This window comes from Eubacterium ruminantium (genome assembly GCF_900167085.1).
Taxonomy (GTDB): domain Bacteria; phylum Bacillota; class Clostridia; order Lachnospirales; family Lachnospiraceae; genus Eubacterium_Q; species Eubacterium_Q ruminantium.
In genome coordinates, this window is sequence record NZ_FUXA01000010.1 from 115032 (window position 1) to 130281 (window position 15250).

General features: G+C 33.7%; 20 protein-coding genes and 1 tRNA gene. All 21 read right to left on the reverse strand.

The features are described from left to right. Positions 1 to 57: 57 nt before the first annotated feature. Entirely contained in the window at positions 58 to 1107 is a 1050-nt protein-coding gene (dcm, locus tag B5D25_RS08955; protein WP_078787623.1) for a DNA (cytosine-5-)-methyltransferase, read from the reverse strand. A 34-nt stretch (positions 1108 to 1141) separates the two neighbouring features. Further along, positions 1142 to 1345 (reverse strand): hypothetical protein, encoded by a 204-nt coding sequence (locus B5D25_RS08960; RefSeq protein WP_078787624.1) that lies wholly within the window; start codon positions 1343 to 1345, stop codon positions 1142 to 1144. Beyond that, on the reverse strand, positions 1342 to 2352 hold the full coding sequence (locus B5D25_RS08965; protein WP_078787625.1) for a CHC2 zinc finger domain-containing protein: 1011 nt from the start codon (positions 2350 to 2352) through the stop codon (positions 1342 to 1344). The genes B5D25_RS08960 and B5D25_RS08965 overlap by 4 nt, the downstream gene beginning before the upstream one ends. Next, positions 2324 to 2953 carry a hypothetical protein gene (locus B5D25_RS08970; RefSeq protein ID WP_078787626.1) on the reverse strand — a complete coding sequence of 210 codons (630 nt, stop codon included), beginning with the start codon at positions 2951 to 2953 and terminating at the stop codon, positions 2324 to 2326. Before B5D25_RS08970 ends, B5D25_RS08965 begins: the two co-directional genes overlap by 29 nt. A 14-nt stretch (positions 2954 to 2967) precedes the next feature. Further along, positions 2968 to 3762 carry a PD-(D/E)XK nuclease family protein gene (locus tag B5D25_RS08975; protein WP_078787627.1) on the reverse strand — a complete coding sequence of 265 codons (795 nt, stop codon included), beginning with the start codon at positions 3760 to 3762 and terminating at the stop codon, positions 2968 to 2970. Positions 3763 to 3915: 153 nt separating this feature from the next. Further along, positions 3916 to 5025: an RNA-guided endonuclease TnpB family protein gene (locus B5D25_RS08980; RefSeq protein WP_078787628.1), complete on the reverse strand. Its 1110-nt coding sequence runs from the start codon at positions 5023 to 5025 to the stop codon at positions 3916 to 3918. A gap of 54 nt (positions 5026 to 5079) precedes the next feature. Beyond that, positions 5080 to 5370, reverse strand: coding sequence for a DUF7695 domain-containing protein (locus B5D25_RS13120; RefSeq protein ID WP_242870222.1), 291 nt, complete (start codon positions 5368 to 5370; stop codon positions 5080 to 5082). Then, a complete protein-coding gene (locus tag B5D25_RS08990) occupies positions 5354 to 5584 on the reverse strand; it encodes a hypothetical protein (protein ID WP_078787629.1) in 231 nt (76 codons plus the stop codon). Before B5D25_RS08990 ends, B5D25_RS13120 begins: the two co-directional genes overlap by 17 nt. Continuing rightward, positions 5584 to 5748: a hypothetical protein gene (locus B5D25_RS12895; RefSeq protein WP_159444134.1), complete on the reverse strand. Its 165-nt coding sequence runs from the start codon at positions 5746 to 5748 to the stop codon at positions 5584 to 5586. The genes B5D25_RS08990 and B5D25_RS12895 overlap by 1 nt, the downstream gene beginning before the upstream one ends. Before the next feature lie 17 nt (positions 5749 to 5765). Further along, positions 5766 to 7109, reverse strand: a complete 1344-nt coding sequence (locus B5D25_RS08995) for a DnaB-like helicase C-terminal domain-containing protein (protein WP_078787630.1) — start codon at positions 7107 to 7109, stop codon at positions 5766 to 5768. An 82-nt stretch (positions 7110 to 7191) separates the two neighbouring features. Beyond that, positions 7192 to 7611, reverse strand: a complete 420-nt coding sequence (locus tag B5D25_RS09000; RefSeq protein WP_078787631.1) for a single-stranded DNA-binding protein — start codon at positions 7609 to 7611, stop codon at positions 7192 to 7194. A gap of 13 nt (positions 7612 to 7624) precedes the next feature. After that, positions 7625 to 8215 carry an ERF family protein gene (locus B5D25_RS09005; RefSeq protein ID WP_078787632.1) on the reverse strand — a complete coding sequence of 197 codons (591 nt, stop codon included), beginning with the start codon at positions 8213 to 8215 and terminating at the stop codon, positions 7625 to 7627. Between the two features lie 18 nt (positions 8216 to 8233). Next, a complete protein-coding gene (locus tag B5D25_RS09010; RefSeq protein WP_078787633.1) occupies positions 8234 to 9181 on the reverse strand; it encodes an FAD-dependent thymidylate synthase in 948 nt (315 codons plus the stop codon). A 32-nt stretch (positions 9182 to 9213) separates the two neighbouring features. Beyond that, positions 9214 to 9285 (reverse strand) — tRNA-Gln (locus B5D25_RS09015). 37 nt (positions 9286 to 9322) lie between these two features. After that, entirely contained in the window at positions 9323 to 9529 is a 207-nt protein-coding gene (locus B5D25_RS12745; RefSeq protein WP_143000662.1) for a hypothetical protein, read from the reverse strand. A 138-nt stretch (positions 9530 to 9667) separates the two neighbouring features. Continuing rightward, on the reverse strand, positions 9668 to 10582 hold the full coding sequence (locus B5D25_RS09020) for a phage lytic cycle repressor MrpR family protein (protein WP_078787634.1): 915 nt from the start codon (positions 10580 to 10582) through the stop codon (positions 9668 to 9670). Next, positions 10575 to 11756 (reverse strand): hypothetical protein, encoded by a 1182-nt coding sequence (locus B5D25_RS09025; RefSeq protein WP_078787635.1) that lies wholly within the window; start codon positions 11754 to 11756, stop codon positions 10575 to 10577. The genes B5D25_RS09020 and B5D25_RS09025 overlap by 8 nt, the downstream gene beginning before the upstream one ends. Positions 11757 to 11891: 135 nt before the next feature. Next, positions 11892 to 13139, reverse strand: a complete 1248-nt coding sequence (iscB, locus tag B5D25_RS09030; RefSeq protein ID WP_078787636.1) for an RNA-guided endonuclease IscB — start codon at positions 13137 to 13139, stop codon at positions 11892 to 11894. A 420-nt stretch (positions 13140 to 13559) separates the two neighbouring features. After that, the gene (locus B5D25_RS09035; RefSeq protein ID WP_078787637.1) at positions 13560 to 13997 is read right to left on the reverse strand and encodes a hypothetical protein; all 438 of its coding nucleotides are present in this window, start codon (positions 13995 to 13997) and stop codon (positions 13560 to 13562) included. 141 nt (positions 13998 to 14138) lie between these two features. After that, entirely contained in the window at positions 14139 to 14603 is a 465-nt protein-coding gene (locus B5D25_RS09040) for a hypothetical protein (protein WP_078787638.1), read from the reverse strand. Positions 14604 to 14887: 284 nt separating this feature from the next. Beyond that, on the reverse strand, positions 14888 to 15181 hold the full coding sequence (locus B5D25_RS09045; RefSeq protein WP_159444135.1) for a helix-turn-helix domain-containing protein: 294 nt from the start codon (positions 15179 to 15181) through the stop codon (positions 14888 to 14890). Positions 15182 to 15250: the final 69 nt, after the last annotated feature.

Genomic DNA, 15250 nt, shown 5'->3' on the forward strand with positions numbered 1-15250 from the left:
TAATCTCTTTGCATTATTGTACCGGCGAAGTCTGTGAATTTTTCTAATTGTCCAGCTTTACCACTCAACAATGCCGGTTCCAATCTGACCTCTGTTTGAAATTCCTCTGTCTTCTTTTCTTGTAATGCAGTTTGCGAATTCTCTACATTGGGGATGGTAGATTGACAAATCGACTCCTGTCTGTCTGTCTGTCTGTCTGTCTGTCTGTCTGTCTGTAGAATTTTCGTCTGTTATTCCATAATCGTCAAGTTTTATTTTACCATTCAATACTAAGTCATCACAAAGTTTTTTGGCTCTATCTGTAGTGATATAATATTTTTCTGGAACTTTTGCGAACAATATATCTTTCAGTCTTTTACGCTCGTCAAATGGTTGCGGAAATTTAAACATCCCAGTATCGACATCTTTACGTATACTCAACGCAAATACACGTTCTCGATTTTGCGGAACTCCACAATATTTACCATTTAATATATCCCAATAGGTATTATATCCAATATCATCTAATAAACTTATAATATCGTTGAACTGTCCAATAAACTTTTTAGATACGAGGTTTTTGACGTTTTCCATAAGTAAATATTTCGGAAGCTGATTACGATTTTTTAATTCTATTAACAATCTCATGATTTCGTGAACTAAGCTACTTCTTGTTCCAGAGTCTTTTGAAAATCCTTGTATTTTTCCAGAAATGGATATATCAGTACATGGGAAACTATAAGTAAGCATGTCACATTTCGGCAGATGCTTTGCTTTACTTATATCGCCAAAGTTGTGACTAAGTTTATTTGCTAAATATATTTTTTCTAAGAATTTGTTTTTGCTTTTAAGTTTCTTTTCCCAATCATAATGTTTGTTTTTTACCGGATCATATCCAATATTATGAGATTTTAACCATTTAATTATTGATTCTCTTGAAGGATAATTGTCATAGTTCTCGACCATTTCATCTGTGAGGTTACAGTGTATGGCAGCATAAGCAATTATTGCCCATATATCTATCTCAGAAGTTCCTATTGATTCAATCTGAAACACCCCGGCATTTTCCAAGCCACGTCTTTGCATACCTCCGCCACTAAAACTTTCGATCAATCGCATTTTTTCCATTAATCCTGTCTCCTTCTTGTTTTTTCTTAACTGTCTAGAATATATCTTTATATTCACAATCTTTATTACTACAAAAATATTTGTATTTTGGCGGAAGCACACAGTATAATACTGACAAATCTCGTTTTACTCCGCTCCCACAAATTGGACATACAAATAATTCCTGATCCCAATTTTTTTCATTTATCGGAGGAATTTTTTTTACAAATTCTTCCTTAGTTGGAAGTCTTTTGCTCATAATTTTCTCCTTTCGTTCAGCAATATTCGGAAAATTTCTTCACCCTTGTCAACAGGAGCCATCTTGTCGTCCAATATTTTTTTTGTATCTGTTATGATTGAAATTTGAGAGAAATGTTTTAGGGTTTGTATCTTAGGATCTCCGACTATACTACTTATCTTTTTATCAGAATCCCAAGCTATAACAATTTCCGGTATGCCTAGTTTAATTAATAACTTCACCTGTCCTTCTGATAGCTTTGAAGTTTCTGATGATATAGTATTTTTAATTCCCCATCCCCAAGCTTTTATACAACTTTTAATTCCTTCAAAAATAATGACAGATTTTTTATTTCTTATTTCTGGCAAAGCCTGTTGAAGTCCTTGAAAATAATCAACCTCGCCAACCTTGTAATAATTCATATATTTAGGCAATCCTAATTCTTTATATGCGGATATCCTAGTTCGTCCTTTAACTCCTATAAAATTTCCCGACGCATCATATACCGGATATACTATTCTATTAGCGTTATGATCAATTCTTATATTGTAGGTTTTAAGGGCTTCTGGCGTCATATCTTCCTCGAGCCATTCCTGAGGAAGTTCATCATCATATTTATTTATGTAATCATCGGTAAAATCTAAAAATTTACGGACATTTACTAAATTATTTTGTTTAGTATTTTTCTTTTTCTTTAATTGTTTAAGAAGCTGAATTGATTCACTTTCTATAAATTGCTCAGGATTTTCACCCACTAAATTACAGATATATTCAAAGGCTTCCGGAAATGTTTTGTTATATTTCAGACAAATCCAATCGTATACCGAACTGCCTGCGCCACATCCAAAACAATGCCATTTATTCATCTTGGGATTAATGCATAATGATGGTGTGTCATCACCATTATGAAAAGGACAGCAAACGAAATAGTTTCCACCTTTCCTGTGTAGTAGTTCTGTTTGTCCAATTAATTCAATAATATCTACTTTATCGGCAATTTCATTCAGTTTTTCCTCCGAATATTTCATCAGCAACCTCTTTTCCTAATCTTAACTCAATAGTGTCTCGTGATGCGAAAATATCTTTGTAGATCCAATCAAACGCTTTATGTGGAGCATATCCCACCCTTATCATTTCCTCGTACCATATTTTGCGAAAATACTCATGTGTACTATCGTGTATATCTTTGAAGTCAGCTTTTTTCCCATATTCAGCAATACGATTGGCAACTTCTTCCATTGTTTCTCCATAACCAAAACAGTCTTGATTCAAAAATTTTTCAGCAGTAAACAACTCTTTCTTTCGTTTACATTTTCGCCAATACTTAAATACGTCTTCGATCTTCCATTCAAGCCATTCTTTTTCTTCCTTATCAATAAAACTATCTGAGGAAAGAATTATTTTATTTCTTCCTTCTTCACCGTTGTGTACCATAATTCCAATAATATAGGGATAATATTTTACCGCATCTTTTTCCGTCTCACATTTAACCTTATGATATCTATCGTCTAAACCTAAAATGTAGATATCTGTATTACCTAAATATTTTTCTAGTTTATTTATATCACCATCGCAATGTATAGCCACTACAGAATCGTAGAAATCGCACTTCCCGCTAAACTTACTCATAATTAATTCCCTCCCTATAACTCTCTTTGTTTGAATTCGCAGGCTTTATTTCTCATAGAACAAAAATAATAACAATAAAATTGATTTTTATTGTTAGGCAGCCACAAAACTTCACTACTAATTTCTTCTATCCTATCTAATGCCCACTGAATTGTTTCTTCGTATTCTTCTTTGTTCCAAGGTATCGAATATTCTTGTTGACCTCGGAAAAAGTTCCATCTTAATCTATCTACTTTTCCGTACTCCTCAATTATAGGAATAGAATAAATATATAACTGATGTTTAAATTCCTGAAAATGTGCTATTTGAGTCTTACTTATTTCACCATTCGTTTTGAATTTAGGCATAAAGCTTTTATGATCACTAATTATTATCTCGCCGGTTTCTTTATCTCTTAACAACAAATCAATGAAACCGTGAAACTTGTAATTCCCTATATTAAATTTTACTTCCTTTTCTACGCCAAGAATTTCGAACTTTTCAAAATCAAAAGTAAGTTGATTAATATAATCTATACATTGCTGATGATATTGCTCTTCAATATCAACATACTTATTCGGTGGAGCTTCATGTTTGACATATTTTTTCCAATTCTCTTCAAAAAATTCCAACAATGTAAACATGTCTTTTTCTTGCTTAAGATATGCTTCCAGTGTTTTATGCATTGCACTTCCGACTTCGGCAAAAAATCCAGATTCTCCTTCTATACCGTCCATATAATGTAACTTCCATTCGTATGCACAATGCCATCCGTTTATACGGGAAAAAGATAGTAAATCCTTATTCATTTTTTTTCTAATATCTTGCATATTATTTCTCCATATAATGTGAACTACTCGGTTATAAGTAACCGAGCTTCGTGCTTCAACCACCACTGCGTTCCTGACAAGTGACCTTGTTGGTTCGTCTTATACAGTGTCCACAGGCGTAAATTCGGATGGTTCCTACCCTATTGTTTATAGTTATGCTGATTCTAAGCTTCTCAATCCCTCAACCTTAATGTTTATAGCAGCGTTCCAATCTCTATCTATTCCTGTATGACCGCAATAAGGACAATCCCACCTGCGGATTCTAAGGTCTTTGAGATTTGGGCTTCTATATCCACACCAATGACAGAGTTGAGAGCTTGGAAACCATTTGTCTACTTTTATCAGATAACCACCTCTGTCTTTTAGTTTGTATTCCAAGAAGTTTATAAACATTCCGTAGCCGTTATCCAAGGTAGCTTTACCATTTCCGAAGCTTTTATTTGCCATAGACCTCATATTGAGATTTTCTACACATACGCAAGTATACTGATTGGCTATCTCAGTTGACTTCTTATGTAAAAAATCTTTTCTTTGATTTGCTACGTGTCTATGTATTTTGGCTATCTTCTTTTGCTGTTTGCAGTAATTATTACTACCAATAGTCTTATGTCTCAGCTTACGCTGCGACTTTGCCAACTTGTCTTGTGATAATCTGTAGTAATGTGGCATATTACAATCATTACCCTCACTATCTACATACAATCCGTCTGATTTATAATCTAGTCCTAATGTACTCATTGATGTTACAGGAGCATATAACTCTTTAACTTCGTATTCAAATAAGATTGATATATAATAAACCCCATCACGTTCCTGTGATACTGTTGCAGATTTAATCATCCAATCCTTATTAGGCTGTCGATGTATCTTAGCCTTGACAATGCCTATTTTGGGAAGTTTTATAGTCTTATCAAGAATTGCCACAGTGCCTTTTTGATTGTTGGTAGTGTACGATTTTCTACTATGTTTAGCAGATTTATACTTTGGAAAGCCTATCTTTTTACCTCTAAAGAAGTTTTTGTAAGCTGTTTGCAGATTCATCTGCACATTCGCAAGTGCTAAAGAATCAACTTCTTTGAGAAATGGATATTCTTTTTTGTACTGTGCAGGAGTAGTTTGTAATGTCTTTTGATGTTCTTGGTAATAAGCAATTTTATCTGCAAGCATAAGATTCCATACCTTACGACAGCAACCGAAAGTTCGGGCAAACATTATTTTTTGTTCATTTGTAGGATATATTCTATACTTGATTGCTCTATTCATATAACTCCTTTATGTGGGCTTTCATCTCGGAGACAAGTCACCGAGAATTCCCGCCTACTTTCTTAAAATATGTCCATATTTTTTATTATATTCTTCTATGTGACGATTATATTCATCCATTTCTTCATCGGTATATGGGCGAGTTTCAGATAGTTCTTTAATGAATTTTATATCTCCACATCTTCTCAAGTATTCATGTCCGCCATCCACTGCAATTCCAGAAGCTCCTTTGCTTTCTACGAAGCAAGAACATGGGCAAAAATCGTGTACGTGTTTACTCTCAACTACATCCCCACACTTTAGACATTGTGCGGCATTTCGTATTATTTTAATTTTCCTCTTCAAATTTTTCCCTTCTTTCTTCAGTGAATTTCTTGACTAATATACTGTCTTCATCAGGATACTTCCAACACCTAACATTTTTTACAACCTCGTGTTTACTGCTGCTAAGATATTTTTTATTGCCAATATAAAATCCTAATATCTCATTCCCATCTTTAAGTAGCAATTCAACTCTTTTGTACATGGTAGGCTGTGACGAATTGCAATCTTTCCACATTATGACTCCTCCGCATAGAATAATTCATGTTCAAAGAATTCAAGAATAATATCTGGGGCAAACTGAACCTTTATAAAATCTCCTTCGTATCCGACAACAGTTCCTATTTCATCTTCGCTAACAACCATTACTTTTTTACCAATTGGAAATGCTTTATTAATCATTTTAATTCCTCCTGAATTTAGCCAAACGGCGTTTCTTCTCTAACTGTTTGTTTACAATCCATGATTGTCTGTGTATCGCCAATATAATTTAAACTCATCCATTCTCCAGCATCTTGTTGTGCTCCGTTACGATTTAGATATATACGTGTATAAATATTTCCGTATTCCAAACCACCATCTGATCTGATTTCTTCAGCAGTTTTATATCTCCAATAAACTATAGTCGAAGCATACATGGCAATTTTATCTGAAGATGATATTTCATTATTTCGACTTAGCTGACATGCTGCTAATACGCACATATCTAATTCTCCAGCTATCTCATTCTTTAATACATCTGTGATTTGCCCAAGTTTATTAGATAAAGCAAAAGCGTCTGTGTCGTTTCCTTTGATATAATCAAAACAAACAAACTTAAGACCAATCTTATATTTCAACATTTTACAGATAGCATAAACCCGATTTATATCAACTATCGGCATATATATATGCACAAGTGGGAGCTTTTTAAGTTCTGCATTTGCAGAAAGAATTCTGTTTTTTTCTTCTGGTGACCACTTTCCTTCTTTTATGCGCCTTACGGGAATTTGACTAAGATGTGCTAATGCTCGAGTAACCCACATTTTATCTGTTAATTCCGTATCAAATACTACTGTTGGAATATTCTGTTTAGCCTTATGAATGGCTTCATTTAATAAGTTGGCGGTTTTTCCCGACTTCATTCTAGAAGCAACAACTATTAACTCTCCCGGTTCAAAAACGTAAAATGGACGATAAATATTCCATTTACTTGGAATTCCAAAACCATCTTCGGTTTGTTTTTTGATTATCTCTGCCAAAATATCATCGACTTCTTCACCTATTGTTTTAATTTCTGTTGTTATTAAAAATTTTTCGGTAAGATCTGTAATTATTCGATGAACTTTATTATCTGTAACTTCCACTTCTGTATCTGAATTAAAGCAAAGACGTTGTAATTCACCGGATTTTTTATATAAACTCCTTTTATACGCTAAAGCTAAAATAGTGCGACAGAGTTCTATATATTCTTTTATAGTATCTCTTGCCGCATATCCTGCTAATTCTATATACTTACTAACATCTGTGAGATTATGAAGTGCCATTAACTTTACAACAGCTTTGTTACTAGCCAACTGATTATTTAGATTAACCTCGTCAATATTAGTAATTCCTTTTTTATATAATTCATTTATTGCCCAATAGATTGCGCCATTTTCTTTTTGGGAAAAATGTTCAGCTTTTAACCAATCAGTATGCAATATGAATTCCGGATGGTTAAGTAGTGATGCTATAACTGCACTTTCCGCAGATATATCTTTTAGATCCTCATAAGCTGCCAAAATAACACCTCCATTTTTTTATTTATCGTCTTTTTTATGGAAAGACTCTTTCGGGCTAAACCTATATGTAAAAAGGGGGATTTTACTTAAATGGCAGATCTTCTTCTATGTCGCTTGAAATAGCCATAAATTCAGGAGTCTGTGGCTGAGCCTGAACCTGAGGCACACTGTTTTCATCTCTCTTTGTGCAAAATTCTGCATTATTTACTAGGACATCTGTTGTATAAACTTTCTGTCCATCCTTATTAACATAAGAACCTGTTCTAATTTCACCAGTAACGGCTACCTTAGATCCCTTTGGAAAATACTTGTCAAGAAATTCAGCAGTCTTTCCAAAAGCTTCAATTCCTATAAAGTCGGATTCATAATTTCCGGTTGACTTATCTTTAAATTTTCTCTGAACTGCAATTGAATTTCTATATATAGCAGTTGCATTCTCTCCTATGCTATATCTAACTTCACCGTCACGACAAAGATTGCCGATTAAAACTACATTATTCATTATCTTATCTCCTTTATTTCTTTAATTTCTTAATCGTTTCTAAACATTCCTTTGCTTTATCTACAGACTTAATAAGTCGTGGATTTCCAGAAGCTACAAACGTCTTTAAGGTATTCATAAGTTCCGTATTTTTCTGTCCACCTAACTCCGTACATACCTTAATGATCTCTGTATGTATATTTGTTAGTTCTGTGTTTACCGATGCCGAAGCTCCCTTATTTGTTGAATCTGAGTCTTTTGTATCATCTATAAGGAACATTCCATTTAAACAATACTTTCGAGCATAACTAGATGTTGCTCCAGTAACCTGACTCGGATCCATACCTTTCTTGTCGTCTGGTTCTCGTGCAAACGCAGAGGTTGATATTGTTTCTCCCGTTTCAGCATCAATAAGTGTGGCAATGGCTTTGATATAAAACCTTTCGCCAATATTAATTACTTCATCCTGAATGACTAAAGTACAATTGTAGTTTTTTAGTACTGGCTTAACTGCCTCCATGATGTCTTCACAGTTTCTGTACTTGTATTTACCAAACGCATTGTACTGTTTCTTAGGCGCTTTTAAGTCACTCTGTATGCTTTTGAGCTTTTCGTATAACGCCATTTTAATTCCCTCCTTTTATTATTTTACTCTGTTTTTTGTTTCTGTATATAAAATCGGCAAAATCAATCCCATAAGTTCTTTCATTTGTGGATGTGGTTTTCCGGTTGTACCATAATACCTAAGATTAATAATATGCTGCCATTCTTTTTCAGTGGCAGTTACTACTAACTCCGTCTTGCAGTCATTTGGCAAAACACCCCTTGCAATTTCTGGCGGTAGACCAGCTTTGCGAAGATTCATATACTGTGTTTCCGCCATTAACATAGCATAATGCCAATCGTTATATGCGGAAGAATCTGTATCGATCAGCGGAGTTATTACCTCAATCTGGTTTCCAAACTTATCTTTGTCATACCCCACATATCTCTGAGATTCCTGACTAAAAGTAATATTGGCACGATGTCTAACTAACTCATTTGCCACCGCTCTGCTAGTCGTCAACCTAAATGTGTGAGGAATTAATTTTTCAATTCCTTTAGGGTTTAAATCTATTAATTCTTCTCTTGAAACCATATAAGCTCCCGCCGGGTTCCACGGATCTTCGACTTTTCTAAAGAACTCAGGATATTTATTTGCTAATGCAGCTTCAATATTTCCAATTGGACATTCTTTAAGCAAATCAATCCATGCTCGAAAAGAACCTGAAACATATCTTCCAGCAAAATTTATATACTTTATAGCCTCTATGGTTTCTATGTCTTGTACATCATCATCAAATTCGTTGTGGTTTTTACAATTTTTTAATGCTTTAAGTGTTAAATCGTCTAATAAAAAATACACATATTCATGTTCTAAAGTTGTGAGATGTCCCGATCCATATAAACGTTTGACAAAATTAGTTGCTAAATCTAGCCTATCTTCGTCATACGGTTCGGCTTTATAACATGTATGTGCAGCTTCAGATATAAGCATATATGGATGTTTATCATGCTTAATTAACTCTGCTTTTTGGTTTGTTATCTTCATTTATGAGCGTTTCCTTTCTATAATTTATTTAGCAGGACTGGTTGGATTCGAACCAACGAATGCAGGAGTCAAAGTCCTGTGCCTTACCGCTTGGCGACAGCCCTATATTGCGGTTAACCCTTACACCGCAAGGTATTTTTTTTAGCAGCCGTAGTATCTTGAGTCTGTGTTTACATATAGATATCTATCTAAGCTTGTGGGCAAATCTAATTGTCTAAATTCCCCTTCGCAAAAAGGACATCTTTTTTCAATAATATTTACATTTCCATACTTTCTTTCTATTTGCACCGCTTCCTTAGCTTCAAACACAGAGTGACACTTACTGCATATACATTTTATATCTTTCATTAATTCTTGTCACTCCTTATATTAATTTGTTCCCTTCTGATATTAATATAACACAAACACTACTTACTGTCAAATACTTTTATTAATTTACTCCTTATTTACTAAGAACAAATCCCTTCCAAAAGAAGGGATATATTCTTACTTAAGATAATCCTTATATTTAGTAATAAATCTGTTGGCGATGGCTATATTAAACCCATATTGATTGCGAAGATATTCAACATGCTTCGGATCTGCGAAAACTTCAGATGTTGTCAAATTATTCTTTTCACAAATTCTATTAATGCAATCTATTAATCCGCTAGTAAAAATACTGTTAATAGTTAAATATCTTGAAACGCCCAGATCATCTAACATATTCCGGAAGCTTCGCGGAAAACGCTTGATTGCCTGTTCTTCCGTTGTTTTGGGACTACTATTTTTATATAATGCCCCATAATCTCCATATAACGTTCTCTTTTTACCATCACTATAGATATATTCTTGTTCCTGATCTGCAAGTTTTGCAACCCGGATTAAGTCGTCAGATATATCAATAATTCTACCCGTGCAAAGTTTCATCTTATGGGCAGATTCGTCTATATCTGACAAGTTAGCCCGGACAATTTCCGAATAACCTAAACCTTTTATACCTGTAAATAAAGCAATCATTACAAACTTGTCTCTACAGTTTGGAATTTTATATAAAATACTAACCATTTCTTCTTTTGAGATTATAGACTCATCTAATCCCAATTTGTTTACACAAGAATTTACATCTTCTTTGCTTATCTCGGCGAAATGATTCTGTCCGTCTATTAACAACCCTTCTTTTAAAGCCCACTGTGAATATTTTCGCAAATTAAAGATGATGACGCTAATATAATCGAATGACTTACTGTCCTGAAATTTGAGAAAAGTTAATACTTCTTTTTTAGAAAAATCATACAAATCTTTTCCATACATTTCTTCTAATTGTTCAGATTTATTAAACATGTTTTGCCAATAATTATATGGATATTGATCTAAATCAATATCATCCATAAATCTTTTTTTATTTTCTTCATTAAACATAACGTCTCACCTCTTTCTCTAATATATCAATATATTTTTTTCTAACAATTGATTTATTATCTATTTCCGGATAATGTTCGGAAATATAAGTTAAGAGATCTACGTTTTGTTTAGGAGTTAGCTTTCTAAAGAATCCATAAAAGATGCATAAAATTTCCCGTCTTCCCCAAGATCTTCCAAGATAATCGGTATATTCCTCGGTGAATTCGTCTAATGCTTTTCGGATTTCCGCAGCATATACTACCGCATCCTTATTATCATTAGGCTTCCAAATCCGGTTAATACATAATGCTAAATATGGTGCTTCTATATAGCCATTTGCATTATTAATTTGGTTGGCAAGGTTTGATTTATCATTTAATTTACGGACAATAATATTTCCATAATCGTAACGATTCATGTAATTAGCATCTATGCGCCGCATTTTTGTTTTATGATCTTCCTGATAAATAAATTGTCTTGCATGTTCCTCGGAAAACTTTGTTATTCTTAATTCAATTGGATAATTAAATCCTTCAACATTGTCATAGACATTTCCCATAGCAACATATCTATGGTATCCATCTGTAATATCAAAGTGATCCAAATCGTAAATTTCCAACTCACTACTACCTTTGATATATTTATAATCCACATCTTCCGGCATATTTAATGTTATTGTATTAGGAATAAATTTATTATTCTTATATAATTCGCAAATTTCATTTACCGCAGTATTATTTAAATAAGGTTGTAAAATTATATTTCCATCACGAATAACTTGTTTTAATGCTCTCTGCGTGTCTCCATTATAATGAATCAACTGGAAATCTCGCAATTCCATTAGGGACTTAACGTCAGATATTCCAATCCAATGTTCACTATTCACTTCTAACGCTTTAAATCTAAGCACATTTGGTTTCTTCTTGTTTTCCCACTTGTCATTTTTAAACATTTTAATTTCATCTGGGCTAAAATATTTTTCAAGAACGCGTGGAACAAGTATGTCTGTAAAAACAAATAATTGAAAGGCGTCAAGTTCTCCAATTCGTTTTCTAAAAGTCAACACGTCACTGGAAAAATCTATTGGAAAATTATATTTATCTAAAAGCTTTTTAAGAACTTCTTTCCGGTCATCTAAATTCACAATTGCTCTTTGTAATGTTTCTTCTAATTTATTTTTACTTTGCAGCATATTAATCACCTCCCTTATTTGACTCAAATATAACATCTATGCTATATTTTGTCAATTAATTTACTCCGTTGGAGGAAATAGTTCATAAATTTCTTAGCACGGACACCCGTGACTTTAGTCATGGGAGGAGTGCGGTTAAGCACTGCCCGTGAACCTCCTTTCTGTTAGATATGTGTTGGGAGTATATAAATATTTAAGTCTTTTACAACTAATGCTACCCTTATTAACTTTATTACCCTGTAGATCTCTTATATCAAAAAACCCACTAGTTCTTCTGCCAAAGATAAAATATTCTTTATTATTATATTTAACCTTATCAAACAACCTGAAACCTTTAACCAAATAATCAGCTTGGTTACGCTTTCGTACTCCGCCTTTGTTTATTTTGTATTTATGTATCTGTCTATTGTGGCAACGTACTTTCTTTTGATAATAAACATATCCCAGAGGTTCAGCCAAAGGATTACCACTTATACATCTTACGTCTACATAGTGTTCTTTAGACAGATTATTTTCAATACGTGTATTTTTTGTTATATAACCATATGTCAATTTTACATCTGGATATAATTCTTTTAGTCTGTTATAAAAAGCCCATCTCATTACACCCATGAAAGTTGCATCTCTAAAAGACATACCTCTCTTTATTGTTTTGGGTAACTTTACAGTTCCATTATGATAACCTTTATGACAAGTTTCACATAAGGTAACAAGGTTATTAGGTGCATCTCCACCTGTCTTTCGAGATTCAATATGATGCACATTTAAGACTTTGTCATTTGACTTACCTTTACAACATTGGCAAGTATGATTATCTCTATACAATACATATTCCCTTACATTCCAAAAGCCTAGTTGTTTACCTTGTTGATATTCAGTACCGGATATGTCAGGATGCTTTATTTTCTGAATGTCAAAGGAAGCTACTTCTACAATGATTTTTGATATAGGAAGAAACTTATATATATCAGATACTACCTTTAAATGAGTATTTACTTTGGCTCTTACTGATGGAGCAAGCCAGCTGTCACCACGTTTACGATTATTAAATCTTGGTTTACGATATCTTGTCTTTCTATTACGTCTAGTTCTGCGGGATTCTCTTCGTGTAGATAACAGCTCAACTATATCATTTCTAAGCTCTATATCAGCGGCATACAGTTCTTTATCAGCTGTTGTAGCAGAAACACCTATGTGTTTGCTACCGGCATCTATACCAAGCATTATATCCTGAGTATAAGCTGTACTATCATACATAAGTTGTATTGTAAACGGACATCTTTTAATTACTTTAGCTTTGCTATTTTTTAATAATCTACGGACTTTGCCATATCTTTCTGTTGGCATAAGTGGACGTCCATATTGATCTATTATATATACCATGAAATAATGGCTCCTTTCGTAAATTTGATATGTTCTATGCTATAAGCCGGTACATACCAACCGTAATGTAGCCTTCGCTAATGTTATCGTGAGGTTTATTTGTAAGCAACACTGTTCCTACCCATTAGAACTGTTTAATCACTTACCTTAGAGCTGCAGACTAGGCTGTACATCCACAGGTAACTATATATTCTCACATAACGTAGTTCTCGAAGAACTTAAGCTAGTCAACAAAGGCTTTTGCAAGCCTGCGACTTTAGTCGTGGGTTATTGACGGTTTGAGTATATGTTCTCCAACTGGCTCCGCTTTTTCGGCACGTAGTCTCAACCCTCGCATGACCGCCAACCGTTAACTGCTGACATCCCCATGAATTTGTATTTCTGTTTACCTATTCCAGCACCTCATCGTAAAAAATCTATTTACTCTACAACGCACTCTTTAAGAAAATGTTTCTTAAAATAATCAAGCTGGTTTTGAAGATCCATATATTCATTTTTCTTTTTCTGAATTTCTCTTTCAAACTTTTCAATGACACCATCTTTGGTTAAACGGATTTCATCTTCTGATGCAGGAACGATTTCTGTTTTGTCTGCTGTCTTCTCATTATAATAAATAAATTTAATACTTGGTGTGCTACTCCATGATCCCTCATCAAATATAGCAATCACTATAGTTGGAAGTTCTTGAAACTCTGCAAAATCTACAATAATTCCCGGTTTAACTTTATAATCGGAATACTCTTTTTCAAGAATCTTCACATTATCTCCTACTTTATAAGTATCAACTCTCTTGGCAGTTCTAAAATCTACCTCAACTTTTACACCATCAATTTCTACAATCCTTTTATTTTCTTCCATATTTAATTCCCTCCTTTAAAAGTTCTTTTTTCTATTATCTGTTTAAACCAACGGTATACTGGACACCCTTCGTCTGGAAGTCCATAGTAACTTCCAGTGTGACAAGGGTATCCGTTGTATAACCAACACTGTTCGAGTTTTTTAATTTCTTTCCACTCCATTTTTAATCATCCATCGTCTCTCTTCTACTTTTTGTTTATAGTCGTTTATAAAGATATCAACCGTTTCTTCGTTTAAAATTTTCACATCTAGCGATGGAAGTATCGCTACCGAAACCCCTTTAGGCAAAACTTCTGTCCAACTGGAAGCGTATTCGCACATAGTAGCCACATCTATCTTGTCAATATCAAATATAAAACATACAAAATTATCATCTTCCACTTTTATAGGTTTAGGCTGCGGGAATTCTATCTCTTCATATTTTTCATCTACAAGCAACGTACTCATGGGATCTTCAATCATCTTTTTCCATGCGCTTATTTTTATATCTTCATTGTCCTCATCACACCAAAAATCTTCTCCTAAAAGTGGAAATGGTCTACTACTAAATCCTTGGATAGTTGGTGGGTTAACCATTGGTCTAATCATGCGTTTGTATATCTTCATCGTTAAAAACCCCCTTCGTTTCTTCTTCATCTTCTAAAAACTCAACTGTAAAAATCACGTTGTTATTCTGTCGTATTTCCACAACGGAATTAGTAATTTCACAAACGCATTTTATACATGCAATTTTAGTTTTCGATTTATCATCAGGATCAACGACATATATTTTTGCAGTCGTATTTTGAACCTCTCATGACTAAAGTCACGAGATTCTTGGGAACTCCCTTCTACCGAAAGGATATTTACCAAGCTATCCCGATAGTTCCTATCGTTATTGTTTATGTTCATTATGCTACTTTTAATATCCTAAGTCCTTCGTTGAGAATATTAATGGCAGCATTAACATCTCTATCATGAAGTGCTGTGGAATCAACTTCTTTAAGCCACTCTAGTTCTGTTTTAAGTTGTTTCATATCGTTTGCACATTGAACATATGAGAAAGTTATTTTACTTTGCTCATACATCTCGATTCTTTTAGCAAGATACTTATTGTATACAAAACGACAACATCCAAATGTTTTAGTTATTATTTCTTTCTGTTTTTTATTCGGATATATTCTATATTTGTAAGCCTTTTCCACATTTTTCACCTCGCTTATCACATATTATTATGGCGATTCATCTCACTACTAAAGTGGTGAGTGTTCTCG